The organism is Burkholderia sp. Cy-637, from assembly GCF_011753175.1.
GTDB lineage: Bacteria > Pseudomonadota > Gammaproteobacteria > Burkholderiales > Burkholderiaceae > Burkholderia > Burkholderia gladioli.
Map to the genome: position 1 here is coordinate 13,859 of NZ_VWWC01000031.1, position 13,099 is coordinate 26,957.

The following is a 13,099-nucleotide window of genomic DNA, read 5'->3' on the forward strand; positions in this document are numbered from 1 at the left end:
CGGCGCCTCCTTTCCTTTCCGCGGATCCTTCCTGCCATGAATGTCTATCTGCTGCAGATCGTCAACGGCATCGGCGTCGGGATGCTGTACTTCCTGCTCGCCGTCGGCCTGTCGATCGTGTTCGGCCTGCTGCGCTTCGTGAATTTCGCGCACGGCGCCTTCTACCTGCTGGGCGCCTACTTCTGCTACCAGGCGCTGCAATGGGAAGCGAACTTCTGGGTCGCGCTGCTGCTGGTGCCGCTCGCGGTGGGCGCCTTCGCCTGGCTGGTCGAGAAGCTGGTGCTGCGCCACGTCTACGCGCAGGCCCATGAATTCCACATCCTCGTCACGGTCGGCCTCGCGCTGGTGCTGCAGGAATGCGCGATCCTCATCTGGGGCCCGCTCGGCGACAACGTGCCGGTGCCGGCCTCGCTCGACGGCGTGGTGATCTGGGGCAGCTTCGTCTATCCGAAGTACCGGCTGTTCGTGATCGGCTTCACCGCGGTGCTGGCCGCGCTGCTCTGGTGGCTGCTGGAAGGCACGCGACTGGGCAGCACGGTGCGCGCCGGCAGCGAGGCGGCCGAGATGGTGTCCCTGCTCGGCATCAACGTGTCGCGCGTGTTCAGCCTGGTGTTCGCGCTGGGCGCCGCCACCGCCGCGCTGGCCGGCGTGCTGGCCGCGCCGATCCGCGGCGTCGATCCCTTCATGGGCATCGAGGCGCTCGGCGTCGCCTTCGTGGTGGTGGTGGTCGGCGGCATGGGCAACTTCCTCGGCGCGCTGGTGGGCGGCCTGCTGGTCGGCATCGTGCAGAGCGTGATGAGCACGCTGTGGCCCGAGGGCGCGCGGCTGATGATCTACGTGGCGATGGCGGCCGTGCTGCTGCTGCGTCCCAACGGCTTGCTCGGGAGGGCCGCATGATCGATGGTTCGAAACCGCTGGTGGCCGCGCCGCGCCAGGACGAGGCGGCCGACATGGCCGTCGACGGCGCCGCTGCGCGCGGCATCTGGCGCCGCCATTACGAGACCTGGCTGGCGATCGCGGTGGCCTGCGCGCTGCCGCTGGCGCTGAATTCCGGCTCGCTGGCCACCGAGGTGCTGGTCTATGCGCTGGCCGCCCTCGGCTGCAACCTGCTGCTCGGCTACACGGGCCTGCTCTCGTTCGGCCAGGGCATCTTCTTCGGCCTGGGCAGCTACACCGCCGGCATCGTGCTGACGCGCTTCGCGCTGCCCCTGCCGCTCGCGCTGGCGGCGGCCGTCGCGATCGGCGCGCTGGCCGCCGCCGTGGTGGGCTGGTTCTCGATCCGCCAGCGCGGCACCTACTTCGTGATGCTGACGCTGGCCTTCGGGCAGTTGTTCTACTTCCTCGCCTACACCACGCCGGATCTCACCGGCGGCGACAACGGCCTGCTCGACATCCCGCGCCCGGCGCTGTCGATCGCCGGCCACACGCTGCTGCCGCTGGCCACGCCCTGGCAGTTCTACGGCTTCGTGGCGGTGCTGTTCGTGGCGGCGTTCTGGCTGCTGCGGCGCGTGACGCTGTCGGTGTTCGGCCGCACCTTGCTGGCGATTCGCGACAACGAGGCACGCGCCGCCGCGGTCGGCTACGACGTGCCGCGCTTCAAGCTGCTGGCCTTCGTGCTGTCGGGCGCGGTGACGGGCCTGGCCGGCGCGCTGCATGCGCTGATGACGGGCATCGCGCCGCTGTCCAACATCGACTACCACACCAGCGAGATGATCCTGGTGACCACCGTGATCGGCGGCACCGGCAAGCTGTTCGCCTCGGTGCTGGGCGCGGTGTTCTACGTGCTGTTCTCGGACTGGCTCTCGACGCTGTGGCCGCGCTGGCTGCTGCTGCTCGGCCTGGTGCTGATCGCCGTGAGCCTGTTCATGCAGCGCGGCCTGTGGGGGCTGGGCGAACGCATCGTGGCTGCGCTGCGCGGTCGCAAGGATCAAGGGAGGCAGGCATGAGCGAGGCGATTCTCGAGGCGAGCGGCATCGTCAAGCGCTACGGCAAGTTCACCGCGCTGGGCGGCGTGGACCTGCGCATCGCGCCGCGCACCGTGCATTCGGTGATCGGCCCCAACGGCGCCGGCAAGACCACGCTGTTCCATGTGCTGACCGGCACCGTGCCGATCAGCGCGGGCCGCATCCTGTTCGACGGCGCCGACGTCACGCGCGAGCCCGACCACCGCCGCGTGCGGCGCGGCATCGCGCGCTCGTTCCAGGTCACCAGCCTGTTCCCGAACCTGTCGGTGCGCGAGAACCTGCGCATCGCCGCGCAGGGCGTCGAGGCGCGCCGCGCCTTCAACGCCTGGACGCCGCCGCGCGGCGCGCTCGCGCAACGCGAGACGATCGACGCGGTGATCGAGCGGCTGGCGCTGCAGCGCTTCGCCGGCAGCGCCGCCAGCGCGCTCTCGCACGGCCAGCAGCGGCGGCTGGAGGTCGGCATGGCGCTGGCCGCGAAGCCGCGCGCGATCTTCCTCGACGAGCCCACCTCGGGGATGGGCATCGACGACCTGGACGACATGAAGACGCTGATCCGCGGCCTGCGCGACGACTACACGGTGGTGCTGATCGAGCACAACATGGGGATCGTGATGGACATCTCGGACACCATCACGGTGATGCAGCAGGGCCGCGTGCTGGTGGAGGGCAAGCCCGACGCGATCCGCGCCGACGAGCGGGTGCGCCGCGCCTATCTCGGCAACATGATCACGGGAGGCCGCGCATGATGCTCGAACTCGACGCGGTGCACGGCTACTACGGCAAGAGCCACGTGCTGCAGGGCGTGTCGATGACGATCGGCGAGGGCGAGACGGTCACCCTGCTGGGCCGCAACGGCGCCGGCAAGTCCACCACGCTGAAGGTGATCGCCGGGGTGGTGGCGCCGCGCCAGGGCCGCGTGAGCTTCGACGGCGCCGCGCTGGCCGGCCTCGCGCCGCATCGGATCGCCGCGCGCGGGGTGTGCTTCGTGCCCGAGCATCGCGGCATCTTCCGGCTGCTGACGGTGGAGGAGAACCTGCGGCTGGGCGCGCGGCGCGATTCGCCGTGGCAACTGGAGGACATCTACCGGATCTTCCCGCGCCTGAAGGAGCGTCGCCGCAACGGCGGCGCGCAGCTCTCGGGCGGCGAGCAGCAGATGCTGGCGATCGGCCGCGCGCTGATGAACCGGCCGCGCCTGTTGATGCTCGACGAGCCGGTCGAGGGCCTGGCGCCGGTGATCGTCGAGGAGATCGTGGCCCAGCTCAAGCTGATCAAGGCGGCCGGCGTGGCGATCCTGCTGGTCGAGCAGAACCTGGAGGTCTGCACCCAGCTGGCCGATCGCCATTACGTGATCGAGCAGGGCGCGATCGTCTACCAGGGCGACAACGCGGCCTTTCTCGCGGACCAGTCGGTGCGCGACCGTTACCTGGGCGTCGGCGTCGCCTGAGCGACGCCGCCCCGCCAACCGAGGACACATCGATGCAAGTTCTGGATACCCCCCGCGGCGCGCGCGAGGACGCCGCGCCGGCCCTGCGCGTGAACGGCGCGCGGCTGTGGGACAGCCTGATGCAGCTCGCGCGGATCGGCGCGACCGACAAGGGCGGCGTGTGCCGCCTCGCGCTGACCGAGCTCGACCGGCTCGCGCGCGACCGCTTCTCGGCCTGGGCGCGAGAGATCGGCTGCACGGTGCGCGTGGATGCGATCGGCAACGTGTTCGCGCGCCGCGCCGGCCTGCGCGAGGACCTGCCGCCCGTGATGACGGGCAGCCATATCGACACCCAGCCCACCGGCGGCAAGTTCGACGGCAACTACGGCGTGCTGGCCGGGCTGGAGGTGCTGCGCACCCTGGCCGACGCGGGCCTGCGCACGCTCGCGCCGCTCGAGGTGGCGGTCTGGACCAACGAGGAGGGCTCGCGCTTCGTGCCGGTGATGATGGGCTCGGGCGTGTTCGCCGGGGCCTTCACGCTCGATCACGCGCTCGACCAGCGCGACCGCGAGGGCGTGTCGGTGCGCGAGGCGCTGGCCGCGATCGGTTATGCCGGCGAGGCCGCCGGCTCGCATCCGGTGGGCGCCTATTTCGAGGCGCATATCGAGCAGGGGCCGGTGCTGGAGGCCAACCAGACCACCATCGGCGTGGTGCGGGCCGCGCTCGGCCAGCGCTGGTACGACGTGACGATCCACGGCATGGAGGCGCATGCCGGCCCGACGCCGATGGAGCTGCGCCGCGACGCGCTGCTGCCGGCCGCCGCGTTGATCGCCGCGGTCAACCGCATCGCGCGTTCGCACGCGCCGCATGCGCGCGGCACGGTGGGCTGGGTCGACGTGCATCCGAACTCGCGCAACGTGATCCCGGGCCGCGTGACGCTGACCGTCGACCTGCGCGCGCCCGACGACGCCACCCTGAGCGCGATGGACGCCGCGCTGCGCGAAGCCTGCGCGCAGGCCGGCGCCGAGGCGGCGATGACCATCGACGTGGAGCAGGTGGTGTATTTCCCGCCGCAGCCCTTCGACGCGAAGCTGGTGGGCGCGGTGCGCGAGGGCGCGGCGCGGCTCGGGCTGTCGGCGATGGACATCGTCAGCGGCGCCGGCCACGACGCGGTGTACCTGGCGCGCGTGGCGCCGGCCGCGATGATCTTCGTGCCCTGCAAGGACGGCATCAGCCACAACGAGATCGAGGACGCGAGCCCCGAGCACCTGGAAGCCGGCTGCAACGTGCTGCTTCACGCGATGCTCGAGGCCGCGGGCCTGGCCCGGGCCGGGGCGGCCGCCGGCATGGAGGGCGCGTGATGCGGATCCTGATCGCGCGGATGAACCACGAGACCAATACCTTCTCGCCGGTGCCCACGCCGCTGGCCGCGTTCGGCGCGAACGGGCCGAGCTACGGCGCCGAGGCCTATCGCGACAACAAGGGCATGCGCACCGCGATGGCGGCCTTCATCGACGCGGCCGAGGCGGCCGGCGCCGAGCTGGTCACGCCGATCTCGGCCGGCGCGAACCCGAGCGGGCCGGTGGCGGCCGAGGCCTATGCCGCGATCTGCGAGGCGATCGTGGCCGCCGCGCCGGGCTGCGACGCGGTGATGCTCGACCTGCACGGCGCGATGGTGGCTGAGAGCACGCCCGACGGCGAGGGCGAACTGCTGGCGCGCGTGCGTGCCGCTCTGCCGGGCGTGCCGATCGCCGTCGCGCTGGACCTGCACGGCAACGTCACGCAGGCGATGATCGACCACGCCGACATCATCGTCAGCTTCAAGACCTATCCGCACGTCGACATGTACGAGACCGGCGAGCACGCGGCGCGGCTGCTGTTCTACACGCTCAACGGCCGAGCCCGGCCGGTGCTGGCCTGGCGGCGGCCGCCGCTGCTCAGCTCGACGCTGCGCAGCGCCACCGCCGAGGGCGCGATGCAGCGCGCGGTGGCGGCGGCGCGCGCGGCCGAGGCCGGGGGCATGCTGGCGGTGTCGATCCTGGCCGGCTTCTCGCTGGCCGATATCGCGGCGCCCTGCATCAGCGTGGTGGTGGTCGGCGACGGCGACGCGGCGCAGGCCGAGGCGGTGGCCGCGCGGATCGCCGCCGCGATCTGGGACGAGCGCGACGCCTTCGTCTACCGCAGCCCGCCGCTGGCCGAGTCGGTGGCCGAGGCGCTGGCGCTCGCGCGGGGCGCCGAGAAACCGGTGCTGCTGCTCGACCACGGCGACAACTGCATGTCGGGCGGCACCTGCGACACCATGGATCTGCTCGAGGCCGCGCTGGCGCAGGGGCTCGACGGCCTCGTCAGCGGGCCGCTCTGCGATCCCGAGGCGGTGGCGCTGCTCGTCGAGGGCGGCGTCGGCGCGAGCGTCACGCTGCCGGTCGGCAACAAGCGGCCGGCGCGCGACGGCTCGCAACGCGCGCCCTTCATGGCGCGCGGCACGGTGCTGGCGCTCACCGACGGCGAATACACCATCACCGGGCCGACCTATACCGGCCAGCGCGCGCACATGGGCCGCGCGGCCGTGCTCGACATCGGCGCGGCGGTGCTGGTGATCACCGAGCGCACCCACGAGCCCTGGGATCTGGGCGTGTTCGAGAGCGTCGGCGTCGATCCGCGCCGCGCGCGCTTCCTGCTGCTGAAGTCGCGCATGTACTGCCGGCCGGTGTTCGTGCCGATCTCGGCGGGCCTGGTCGAATGCGACAGCCGCGGCGTGACCGGTTCGGATTACGGATTGTTCGACTACCGGCATCTCGATCGGCCGGTCTATCCGCTCGACGCGGATACCGGCTGGGCGGCGCGCTGAGCCTCGCCCGCCGGGCCGGCGCCGTTTCGCGGCCGGCCCGGCAGGCCCTCCCTCAAGACGAGGTCGCGCCGCCGCGCGCGACATTCTCCTTGCCCTTCAGCGTCTGCGCGGCCAGCACGCCCGCCAGCGCGATGCCCCCGCCCACCAGGTGATAGGCCTGCAGCGATTCGCCGAGCCAGCCGATCGCGAGCAGCGCCGTGGCCACCGGCAGCAAATTCATGAACATCGCGCAGCGGCTCGGCCCGAGCCGGCGCACGCCTTCCAGCCAGAGCGCCGGCAGCACCACCGAGGCCAGCCCGCCCGCGTAGAGGATCAGCGGCAGGCTGGCGCGCGTCGGCACCGCCGCGCCGTGCGGCAGCCGCAACATCATCGGCACCATGCAGACCGCCGCGGCGCAGGCCTGCGCCAGGGTCGACTGCCAGACCGGCAGGGCGATCCGCCAGCGCTTGAGCAGCACGCCATAAAGCGCGTAGGCCGCCGCCGCGCCGATCATCAGCAGGTCGCCCGGCTGCACGCCGCGCGCCAGCAGGCCTTGCGGCGCGCCGCGCGTGATCAGCCAGACCACCCCCGCCAGCGAGACCAGCCCGCCCGCCACCATGCCCGGCGCCGGCGTCTCGCCGAGCAGGACCGAGCCGAGCGCCATCGTCATCAGCGGCACCAGGGCGGTGATGATCGCCATGTTGGTGGCGCTGGTGGTCTTGGCGGCCTCGTAGGACAGGCTCTGGAACAGCGCCATCGCCAGGAAGCCGAGCAGGGCCAGCTTCGGCCATTGCGCGACGATCGCCGCGCGATTGCGCCAGGCCGGGCGCAGCGTGAAGCTGCACATCAGCGCGATCGCGAGCAGCAGGCGATAGAAGGTGATCGCGGACGGATCGATGGCGCTGGCCGACAGCTTGGAGACGGCGACATTGCCGGCCCACAGCAGGATCGCGCCGAGCGGGAAGAGGAAGGCGGGTGGTTTCATCGAGGCACTCCGGCATGACGGAAAACGGATCGCCATCGTGCGGCGCGCCGGGCGCGGCTGTCTGACGCCACCTGGGCAGATGTTGTCGCGAAACGGCCAGGCGATGCTCGAAAGCGCGCTTCGCCGTGGCGCGGGCCTGTTTGAAAACCCACGCCCGGCAAGGCTTCTCACCGCCCCGAATAGTTTTTCTTGCCGGCCCCGCCAGATCTTCTCGTTCGACGCGTCCGGGCCCCGGCGACGATAGTTGAGCCAACGGGAAGCGACACGGCTCCCGCCGAGACGAACCCTCTCAACCGACTCAAAGGAGCATCATCATGAAGCTGGCAAACAAGGTGGCAGTGATCACGGGCGGCACCTCGGGCATCGGCCTGGAAGCCGCGAAGCTGTTTCGCGACGAAGGCGCGAAGGTCGTGGTGTTCGGCACCAACGAAGCGCGCCTGAAGGACGCCGAGCGCGAATTGGGCGCCCAGGCCACCGCGCTGTGCGTCGACCTGCGCGACCCGGCGCAGATCGATCGGGCGATCGCCGAAGTGGTCGAAACCCACGGCCGGATCGACGTGGTCTATGCCAACGCCGGCGCGGGCAAGGCCGCGCCGCTCGAAGCGGTCACGGCGGAGCAGATCGAGGAACAGTTCTCGCTGAACGTGACGGGCCTGTTCTTCACGATCCAGAAGGCGGCGCCGCATCTGGTGGACGGCGCCAGCGTGGTGGTCACCACCTCGTTCCTCAACGAGGTCGGCACGCCGGGCCTGTCGATCCTGTCGGCGACCAAGGCCGCGGTGCGCTCGCTGGTGCGTTCGCTCGGCGCCGAACTCGCGCCGCGCGGCATCCGCGTCAATGCGGTGAGCCCCGGCCCGATCGACACGCCCTTCGCCACCAAGATGGGGATTCCCGAAGCCGACCTGAAGAAGTCGGGCGAGGCGCTGGCCGCCGCCGTGCCGCTCAAGCGGATCGGCTCGGCGGCGGAAGTCGCGAAGGCGGCGCTGTTCCTCGCCAGCGACGACGCGTCCTACGTGACGGGCGCCGAATTGGTGGTCGACGGCGGGCTGTCGCAGATCTGAGGTCGGTGGCGATCCGGCGAGCGCAAGGCGCGCGCCGATCGGCCCGCGCCTCGAACGAGAAAAGCCGGTCCACCTGGACCGGCTTTTTCACATCCGATGTATCGCCCCGGGCAGCGGCTTCGACGCATCAGGCCTTCTGCCGCGCCCGATACGCGGCCACCTTCATACGGTTGCCGCACAAGGCCATGCTGCACCAGCGGCGTCGATGCGACTTGGTGCGGTCATGGAACATCAGCGTACAGTCCTCGCACTCGCATTTGCGCACCAGCCCGAAGTCGGCTTCGGCCAGCAGCCTGGCCAGCGCCTCGGCCACCGGCAGCAGCGCGGCGGTCGCGTTCAGGTCGGTGCGGCGCGACACCAGCTCGGGTTCGCCGCCCTTTTTCCATTGCAGCTCCAGGTGATGGCTGCCCGAGGCGAGCACGCGGTTCAGCGCGGCCGGGTCGCCCCATTTGCCTTCCTGGCGCTTCTCGACCAACTGGCGCGCCGCGTCGCGCAGCGCCAGCGCCGCCTCGCGCAGGCCGGCCGGGGCCGGGCCCGCATGGCCGGCCGGCAACGCGCCGGCTTGCCTGAGCCAGTCGATCACGCTGGCGTCGCTGGCCAGCACGTCGGTGCGCGCCTCGCCGACGCCGTAGCGTGTGTTGATGAAATCGAGGGCGAGATCGTCGCCTATGAACAGGGCCGTCGAGCCGCCGGCCGGGCTTGCGGTGCTCATCCTGAACTCCCGGAAAGTCGATGGACGGATTGTAACTCATAAAAAATCTGTTGACAGGTTACTCGTGCGCTACGTAACCTTTAAAAGCGATGTTGACGGTTACAGAGGGTGCGAGGCGCCCGCCGGCCGGCACACGGATCTTTCGACCAACGGAGGTTTTGCCATGAAGATCAAGCAGGTATTGATGGGTGCGCTGATGACGTTCGGCGTGGTGGAAGGGCTGGCGGGCGGCGCGGCGGCACAGGCCGCGACGACGATGGCGGCGAGCGCGGCGGCCGCGCCGGTGGTGAGCCACCACTACGTGCAGGTCGACGACGTGAAGGTGTTCTACCGCGAGGCCGGCAACCCGTCGGCGCCCACCATCCTGCTGCTGCACGGCTTCCCGACCTCGTCCTTCATGTATCGCGAGCTGATCCCGCGCCTGGCCGACCGCTATCACGTGATCGCGCCGGACCTGCCGGGCTTCGGCTTCACGCAGAGCCCCGATCGCGCGCATTACGCCTACACCTTCGATCATCTCGCGCAGACCATCGACCACTTCACCGAAACCCTGCATCTCGACAAGTACGCGCTGCAGGTGTTCGACTACGGCGCGCCGGTGGGCTGGCGCCTGGCGGTGGCGCATCCGGAGCGCGTGACGGCGATCGTCACGCAGAACGGCAATGCCTATGTGGAGGGCCTGAGCGACGGCTGGAACCCGATCCAGAAGTACTGGAAGGATCCCTCGCAGGAAAACCGCGATGCGCTGCGCGCGTTCCTCAAGCCCGAGGCGATCAAGTGGCAATACACCCATGGCGTGAAGGACCCGGACCAGGTCGCGCCCGAGGCGTACACGCTGGACGCCGCCTTCGTCGCGCGCCCCGGCAACGACGAGATCCAGCTCGACCTGTTCGGCGACTACGCGAGCAACGTGGCGCGCTACCCGGAATTCCAGGCCTACTTCCGCAAGTACCAGCCGCCGGTGCTGGCCGTGTGGGGCAAGAACGATCCGTTCTTCCTGCCGCCGGGCGCGGAAGCCTTCAAGCGCGACCTGCCGAAGGCCGAGGTGCATTTCTACGATACCGGCCACTTCGCGCTGGAAACCAACATCGCCGACATCGCGCCGGTGATCCACCACTTCCTCGACCGCAACGTGCCGCGCCGTTGAACGCGTGAGGCGATGACGAAGCAATGAAGCGGGACGCGGCACGTCGAGCGATCGGCGTGCCGCGTTCTGTCGTACCTGCGCGCCGATTGACCGGCCCGGAAGCCGCTGCCAGAATCCATCGCACTGCCGGTACCCGGTCACGAGCGGATCATGCGAGCCCCGAACAACCTGAATGCCCTGCGCGCCTTCGAGGCGGTGGCTCGGCACCTGAGCTACCCGGCCGCGGCGGCCGAGCTGAACGTGACGCCGGCCGCGGTCGGGCAGTTGATTCGCGGGCTGGAGAGCTATCTGGACGTGGAGCTGTTCCATCGCGCCTCGTCAGGCCCGTCGCGGCTGACGCTGACCGATGCCGCGCGCGCGGCGCTGCCCGAACTGCAGGGCGGCTTCGACCTGCTGTCCACGGCGGTCGAGCGGCTGCGCGCGAGCAAGTCGCGGATCGTGTTCACCGTGACGGTGCCGCCGGCCTTCGCCGATTGCTGGCTGCTTTGGCGGGTCGAGTCGTTCCAGGTCCAGCATCCCTATTACGACCTGCGTATCGACATGAGCCGGCACCTGGTCGATCTGACCGCCGAACGCGTCGACGTGGCGATCCGCTATGGCGCCGGCAACTGGCCCGACCTGGCGTCCACCTACCTGTTGCGCGACGATTTCTTCCCGGTCTGCAGCCCTGCGCTGCTCGAAGGCGAGCATGCGCTGACCAGCCCCGCCGAGCTGCGCCATCACCGGCTGATCCACGACACCTCGATGAGCGACTTCGGCGTGTTCCCGACCTGGCGCTCGTGGCTGCGCAAGGCCGGCTACGCGAACCAGGTCGACTGCGATCGCGGCCTGCAGCTCAACGATTCCTCGTCGGCCTACCAGGCCGCGATCTCGGGCAACGGCGTCGCGCTGGGCCGCACCACCCTGGTCGAGCGCGACCTGGCCGAGGGGCGGCTGGTGAAACCGTTCGATACCGTGCAGACCTGCGAGCTGGCCTACTACCTCGTGCATCGCAAGGGGCGCGAGAACGAGGCGCCGGTGGTGGCGTTCCGCGAGTGGCTGCTCGCCGAGGTGGGCGCCTAGCGAGCGGCCGTCGTTGCGCGCGCCGGCTCCACGGCGCCTGCGGCCAGGCGCTTCACGTCATTGCGCGGGCCGCTTAGCCCGCGTCGCGCTCGTCCAGCCAGGCCAGCACGGCGCGTGCCGCGGCGCCCGCCGAGGCCGGGTTCTGCCCGGTGACGAGATTGCCCTCCACCACCACGAATTCGCTCCACGGCGCACCGGCCTCGAATTCGGCGCCGGCCGCGCGCAGCCGGTCCTCCAGCAGCCAGGGCGCGTTCGCGGCGAGCCCCGTCTGGGTTTCCTCGGCGTTCGAGAAGCCGGTCAGCCGGCGGCCGCGGAACGCCCAGGCGGCGGCGTCGCCGGCCGCGAGCAGGGCGGCCTGGCCATGGCAGACCGCAGCCACCAGCTTGCCGGGATCGGCGATCGCGGCGGCCAGCAGGCGGCCCGCGTCGGCGTCGACGGCCAGGTCCTGCATCGGCCCGTGGCCGCCCGGCACGAACACCGCGTCGAAGCCGCCCAGCTCGATCTGCGCCAGCGGGCGCGGCGCGCGCAGCGTGTCGGCCTGCGTGTCGAGATAGGCCGCGAGCGCGGCGACCTTGGCCGCATCGCCGTGATTGACCTCGATCGACAGGCTAAGCGCATCGACCACGGCCGGCTTGCCGCCCGGCGTGGCGACCGTGATCGCGCAGCCGGCCGCCGTCAGCGCCTGGTGCGGCGCGACGAATTCCTCGGCCCAGAAGCCGGTCGGGCGCTGGCTGCCGTCCTTTTGTGTCCAGGCCGTGGCGGCCGATAGAATCATCAGAATGTTTCGCATGGTGTGTCCTGTGCTGGCGCCTCGCGAGCTGGCGAGGCGCCGTTGATGGGCGGGCGGTCCGTGGCCGGGCCGCCGTCGATCGAGACGCGCGTTCGATGGCCCGCACTTTGCGCGCCGGCCGGCCCGGACGTAAATGAAGCGAACACGATTTCTCAATTCCGGTCGACGGAACGGCATGCCGCCGTCGCCGCGATCCTTCCAGGGAGCAGGCAATGAATCGGCTCGAAGCGCTGCGCGTGTTTCGCGTGGCGGCCAGCGCGCTGAACTTCCGCGAGGCCGCCACGCGCCTCGGCGTCTCGCCGCAGGTGATCACGCGCGTGATCGGGCAGCTCGAGGCCGAGCTGGGCGAGCCGCTGTTCCATCGCAGCACGCGCGGCGTGCGCCTGAGCGCGTTCGGCGCGAGCCTCGCCGAGCAAGCGGCGCAGGCGATCGCCGGCATCGACCGGATCTTCGAGACGCGCGAGGCCGGCGAGCCCGAGGCGATCGAGGGCGTGGTGCGGATCGCGGCGCCCGGCGTGCTGGGCCGGCGCTGGGTGGTGCGCGCGCTGGCGCCGCTGCTCGCGGCGCATGCGGGGCTGGCGATCGACGTGCGGCTTTCGGAGGTGGTCGCCGACGTGGTCGACGAGCAGATCGACGTGGGCGTGCGGATCGGGCCGATGCGCGACAGCGGCCTGGTGGCGCGGGCGGTGTCGAGCGCCTCGCTGCACTTCGCCGCCGCGCCGGGCCTTGTCGAACGCTGCCGGCCGCACGATCGGCCGAGCCTGCTGGCGGCGCCGGCCGTGCTGATGATCGACCGCAATTCGGGCCGCCCCTGGCCCTGGATGTTCGCCGACGGCCAGCACGCGATGCCCGCGCGCGCGGTGCTGACCACCGACGATCCCGAGGCCGAATGCGAGGCGGTGCTGAGCGGCATCGGCATCGGGCAACTGCCGGGCCACCTGGCCTTGCCGCATCTGCGCGAGGGCCGGCTGGTGCCGCTGCTGGAGGACTTGCGGCCCGCGCCCTCGACGATCTACGTCTACCGCACGCGGCGCCTGCCGGTGCCGCCGCGGGTGCGGATCGTGTACGACGCGCTCTGCGAGGCGCTCGATGCCTGCGAGGGACCGGTGCCGCTGCCGGCTGGCTAGC

Annotated in this window: 13 protein-coding genes; 10 read left to right on the top strand and 3 right to left on the bottom strand. The window is 71.0% G+C overall.

Features of this window, described 5'->3' with window-relative positions; translation table 11 throughout:
* Positions 1–36: 36 nt before the first annotated feature.
* The 6 genes from F3J10_RS11660 to F3J10_RS11685 are packed head-to-tail and all read left to right on the top strand — an operon-like array spanning position 37 to position 6,235.
* Positions 37–897 (top strand): branched-chain amino acid ABC transporter permease, encoded by an 861-nt coding sequence (locus F3J10_RS11660; protein ID WP_167242143.1) that lies wholly within the window; start codon positions 37–39, stop codon positions 895–897.
* Positions 898–950: 53 nt separating this feature from the next.
* Positions 951–1,946, top strand: coding sequence for a branched-chain amino acid ABC transporter permease (locus F3J10_RS11665; protein ID WP_051598264.1), 996 nt, complete (start codon positions 951–953; stop codon positions 1,944–1,946).
* Entirely contained in the window at positions 1,943–2,710 is a 768-nt protein-coding gene (locus F3J10_RS11670) for an ABC transporter ATP-binding protein (protein WP_013691683.1), read from the top strand. Before F3J10_RS11665 ends, F3J10_RS11670 begins: the two co-directional genes overlap by 4 nt.
* The gene (locus F3J10_RS11675; RefSeq protein ID WP_167233487.1) at positions 2,707–3,408 is read left to right on the top strand and encodes an ABC transporter ATP-binding protein; all 702 of its coding nucleotides are present in this window, start codon (positions 2,707–2,709) and stop codon (positions 3,406–3,408) included. The genes F3J10_RS11670 and F3J10_RS11675 overlap by 4 nt, the downstream gene beginning before the upstream one ends.
* Before the next feature lie 32 nt (positions 3,409–3,440).
* The gene (locus F3J10_RS11680; protein WP_167242144.1) at positions 3,441–4,748 is read left to right on the top strand and encodes a Zn-dependent hydrolase; all 1,308 of its coding nucleotides are present in this window, start codon (positions 3,441–3,443) and stop codon (positions 4,746–4,748) included.
* Positions 4,748–6,235 (top strand): M81 family metallopeptidase, encoded by a 1,488-nt coding sequence (locus F3J10_RS11685; RefSeq protein ID WP_167242145.1) that lies wholly within the window; start codon positions 4,748–4,750, stop codon positions 6,233–6,235. Before F3J10_RS11680 ends, F3J10_RS11685 begins: the two co-directional genes overlap by 1 nt.
* A gap of 52 nt (positions 6,236–6,287) precedes the next feature.
* Here F3J10_RS11685 and F3J10_RS11690 read toward each other — a convergent pair whose 3' ends face one another.
* Positions 6,288–7,199: a DMT family transporter gene (locus tag F3J10_RS11690; RefSeq protein WP_167242146.1), complete on the bottom strand. Its 912-nt coding sequence runs from the start codon at positions 7,197–7,199 to the stop codon at positions 6,288–6,290.
* Positions 7,200–7,513: 314 nt separating this feature from the next.
* On the opposite strand from F3J10_RS11690, the gene F3J10_RS11695 reads away from it, so the two are divergent.
* Positions 7,514–8,260: an SDR family oxidoreductase gene (locus F3J10_RS11695; RefSeq protein WP_167242147.1), complete on the top strand. Its 747-nt coding sequence runs from the start codon at positions 7,514–7,516 to the stop codon at positions 8,258–8,260.
* Between the two features lie 127 nt (positions 8,261–8,387).
* Here the strand turns inward: F3J10_RS11695 and F3J10_RS11700 are convergent, their stop codons facing one another.
* The gene (locus tag F3J10_RS11700) at positions 8,388–8,972 is read right to left on the bottom strand and encodes an ABATE domain-containing protein (protein WP_025098414.1); all 585 of its coding nucleotides are present in this window, start codon (positions 8,970–8,972) and stop codon (positions 8,388–8,390) included.
* 256 nt (positions 8,973–9,228) lie between these two features.
* Here F3J10_RS11700 and F3J10_RS11705 point away from each other — a divergent pair, with 256 nt between their 5' ends.
* The gene (locus F3J10_RS11705) at positions 9,229–10,119 is read left to right on the top strand and encodes an alpha/beta hydrolase (RefSeq protein WP_205200269.1); all 891 of its coding nucleotides are present in this window, start codon (positions 9,229–9,231) and stop codon (positions 10,117–10,119) included.
* A gap of 150 nt (positions 10,120–10,269) precedes the next feature.
* Positions 10,270–11,181, top strand: a complete 912-nt coding sequence (gene gcvA / locus F3J10_RS11710) for a transcriptional regulator GcvA (protein ID WP_167242149.1) — start codon at positions 10,270–10,272, stop codon at positions 11,179–11,181.
* 73 nt (positions 11,182–11,254) lie between these two features.
* Here gcvA and F3J10_RS11715 read toward each other — a convergent pair whose 3' ends face one another.
* Complete coding sequence (locus tag F3J10_RS11715; protein WP_167242150.1) at positions 11,255–11,971, bottom strand: type 1 glutamine amidotransferase domain-containing protein; 717 nt, start codon at positions 11,969–11,971, stop codon at positions 11,255–11,257.
* Positions 11,972–12,183: 212 nt separating this feature from the next.
* Between F3J10_RS11715 and F3J10_RS11720 the strand changes: the two genes are divergently transcribed.
* Positions 12,184–13,098 (top strand): LysR family transcriptional regulator, encoded by a 915-nt coding sequence (locus F3J10_RS11720; RefSeq protein WP_105850366.1) that lies wholly within the window; start codon positions 12,184–12,186, stop codon positions 13,096–13,098.
* The last annotated feature ends 1 nt before the right edge of the window (position 13,099 follow it).

What these genes read in the sequence shown, in the direction of transcription:
- F3J10_RS11660 (WP_167242143.1), top strand. Translation starts at nt 37, where the DNA reads ATGAATGTCTATCTGCTGCAGATCGTCAACGGCATCGGCGTCGGGATG.
- F3J10_RS11670 (WP_013691683.1), top strand. Translation starts at nt 1,943, where the DNA reads ATGAGCGAGGCGATTCTCGAGGCGAGCGGCATCGTCAAGCGCTACGGC.
- F3J10_RS11720 (WP_105850366.1), top strand. Translation starts at nt 12,184, where the DNA reads ATGAATCGGCTCGAAGCGCTGCGCGTGTTTCGCGTGGCGGCCAGCGCG.
- F3J10_RS11675 (WP_167233487.1), top strand. Translation starts at nt 2,707, where the DNA reads ATGATGCTCGAACTCGACGCGGTGCACGGCTACTACGGCAAGAGCCAC.
- F3J10_RS11715 (WP_167242150.1), bottom strand. Translation starts at nt 11,971, where the DNA reads ATGCGAAACATTCTGATGATTCTATCGGCCGCCACGGCCTGGACACAA.
- F3J10_RS11685 (WP_167242145.1), top strand. Translation starts at nt 4,748, where the DNA reads ATGCGGATCCTGATCGCGCGGATGAACCACGAGACCAATACCTTCTCG.
- gcvA (WP_167242149.1), top strand. Translation starts at nt 10,270, where the DNA reads ATGCGAGCCCCGAACAACCTGAATGCCCTGCGCGCCTTCGAGGCGGTG.
- F3J10_RS11690 (WP_167242146.1), bottom strand. Translation starts at nt 7,199, where the DNA reads ATGAAACCACCCGCCTTCCTCTTCCCGCTCGGCGCGATCCTGCTGTGG.
- F3J10_RS11700 (WP_025098414.1), bottom strand. Translation starts at nt 8,972, where the DNA reads ATGAGCACCGCAAGCCCGGCCGGCGGCTCGACGGCCCTGTTCATAGGC.
- F3J10_RS11665 (WP_051598264.1), top strand. Translation starts at nt 951, where the DNA reads ATGGCCGTCGACGGCGCCGCTGCGCGCGGCATCTGGCGCCGCCATTAC.
- F3J10_RS11695 (WP_167242147.1), top strand. Translation starts at nt 7,514, where the DNA reads ATGAAGCTGGCAAACAAGGTGGCAGTGATCACGGGCGGCACCTCGGGC.
- F3J10_RS11705 (WP_205200269.1), top strand. Translation starts at nt 9,229, where the DNA reads ATGGCGGCGAGCGCGGCGGCCGCGCCGGTGGTGAGCCACCACTACGTG.
- F3J10_RS11680 (WP_167242144.1), top strand. Translation starts at nt 3,441, where the DNA reads ATGCAAGTTCTGGATACCCCCCGCGGCGCGCGCGAGGACGCCGCGCCG.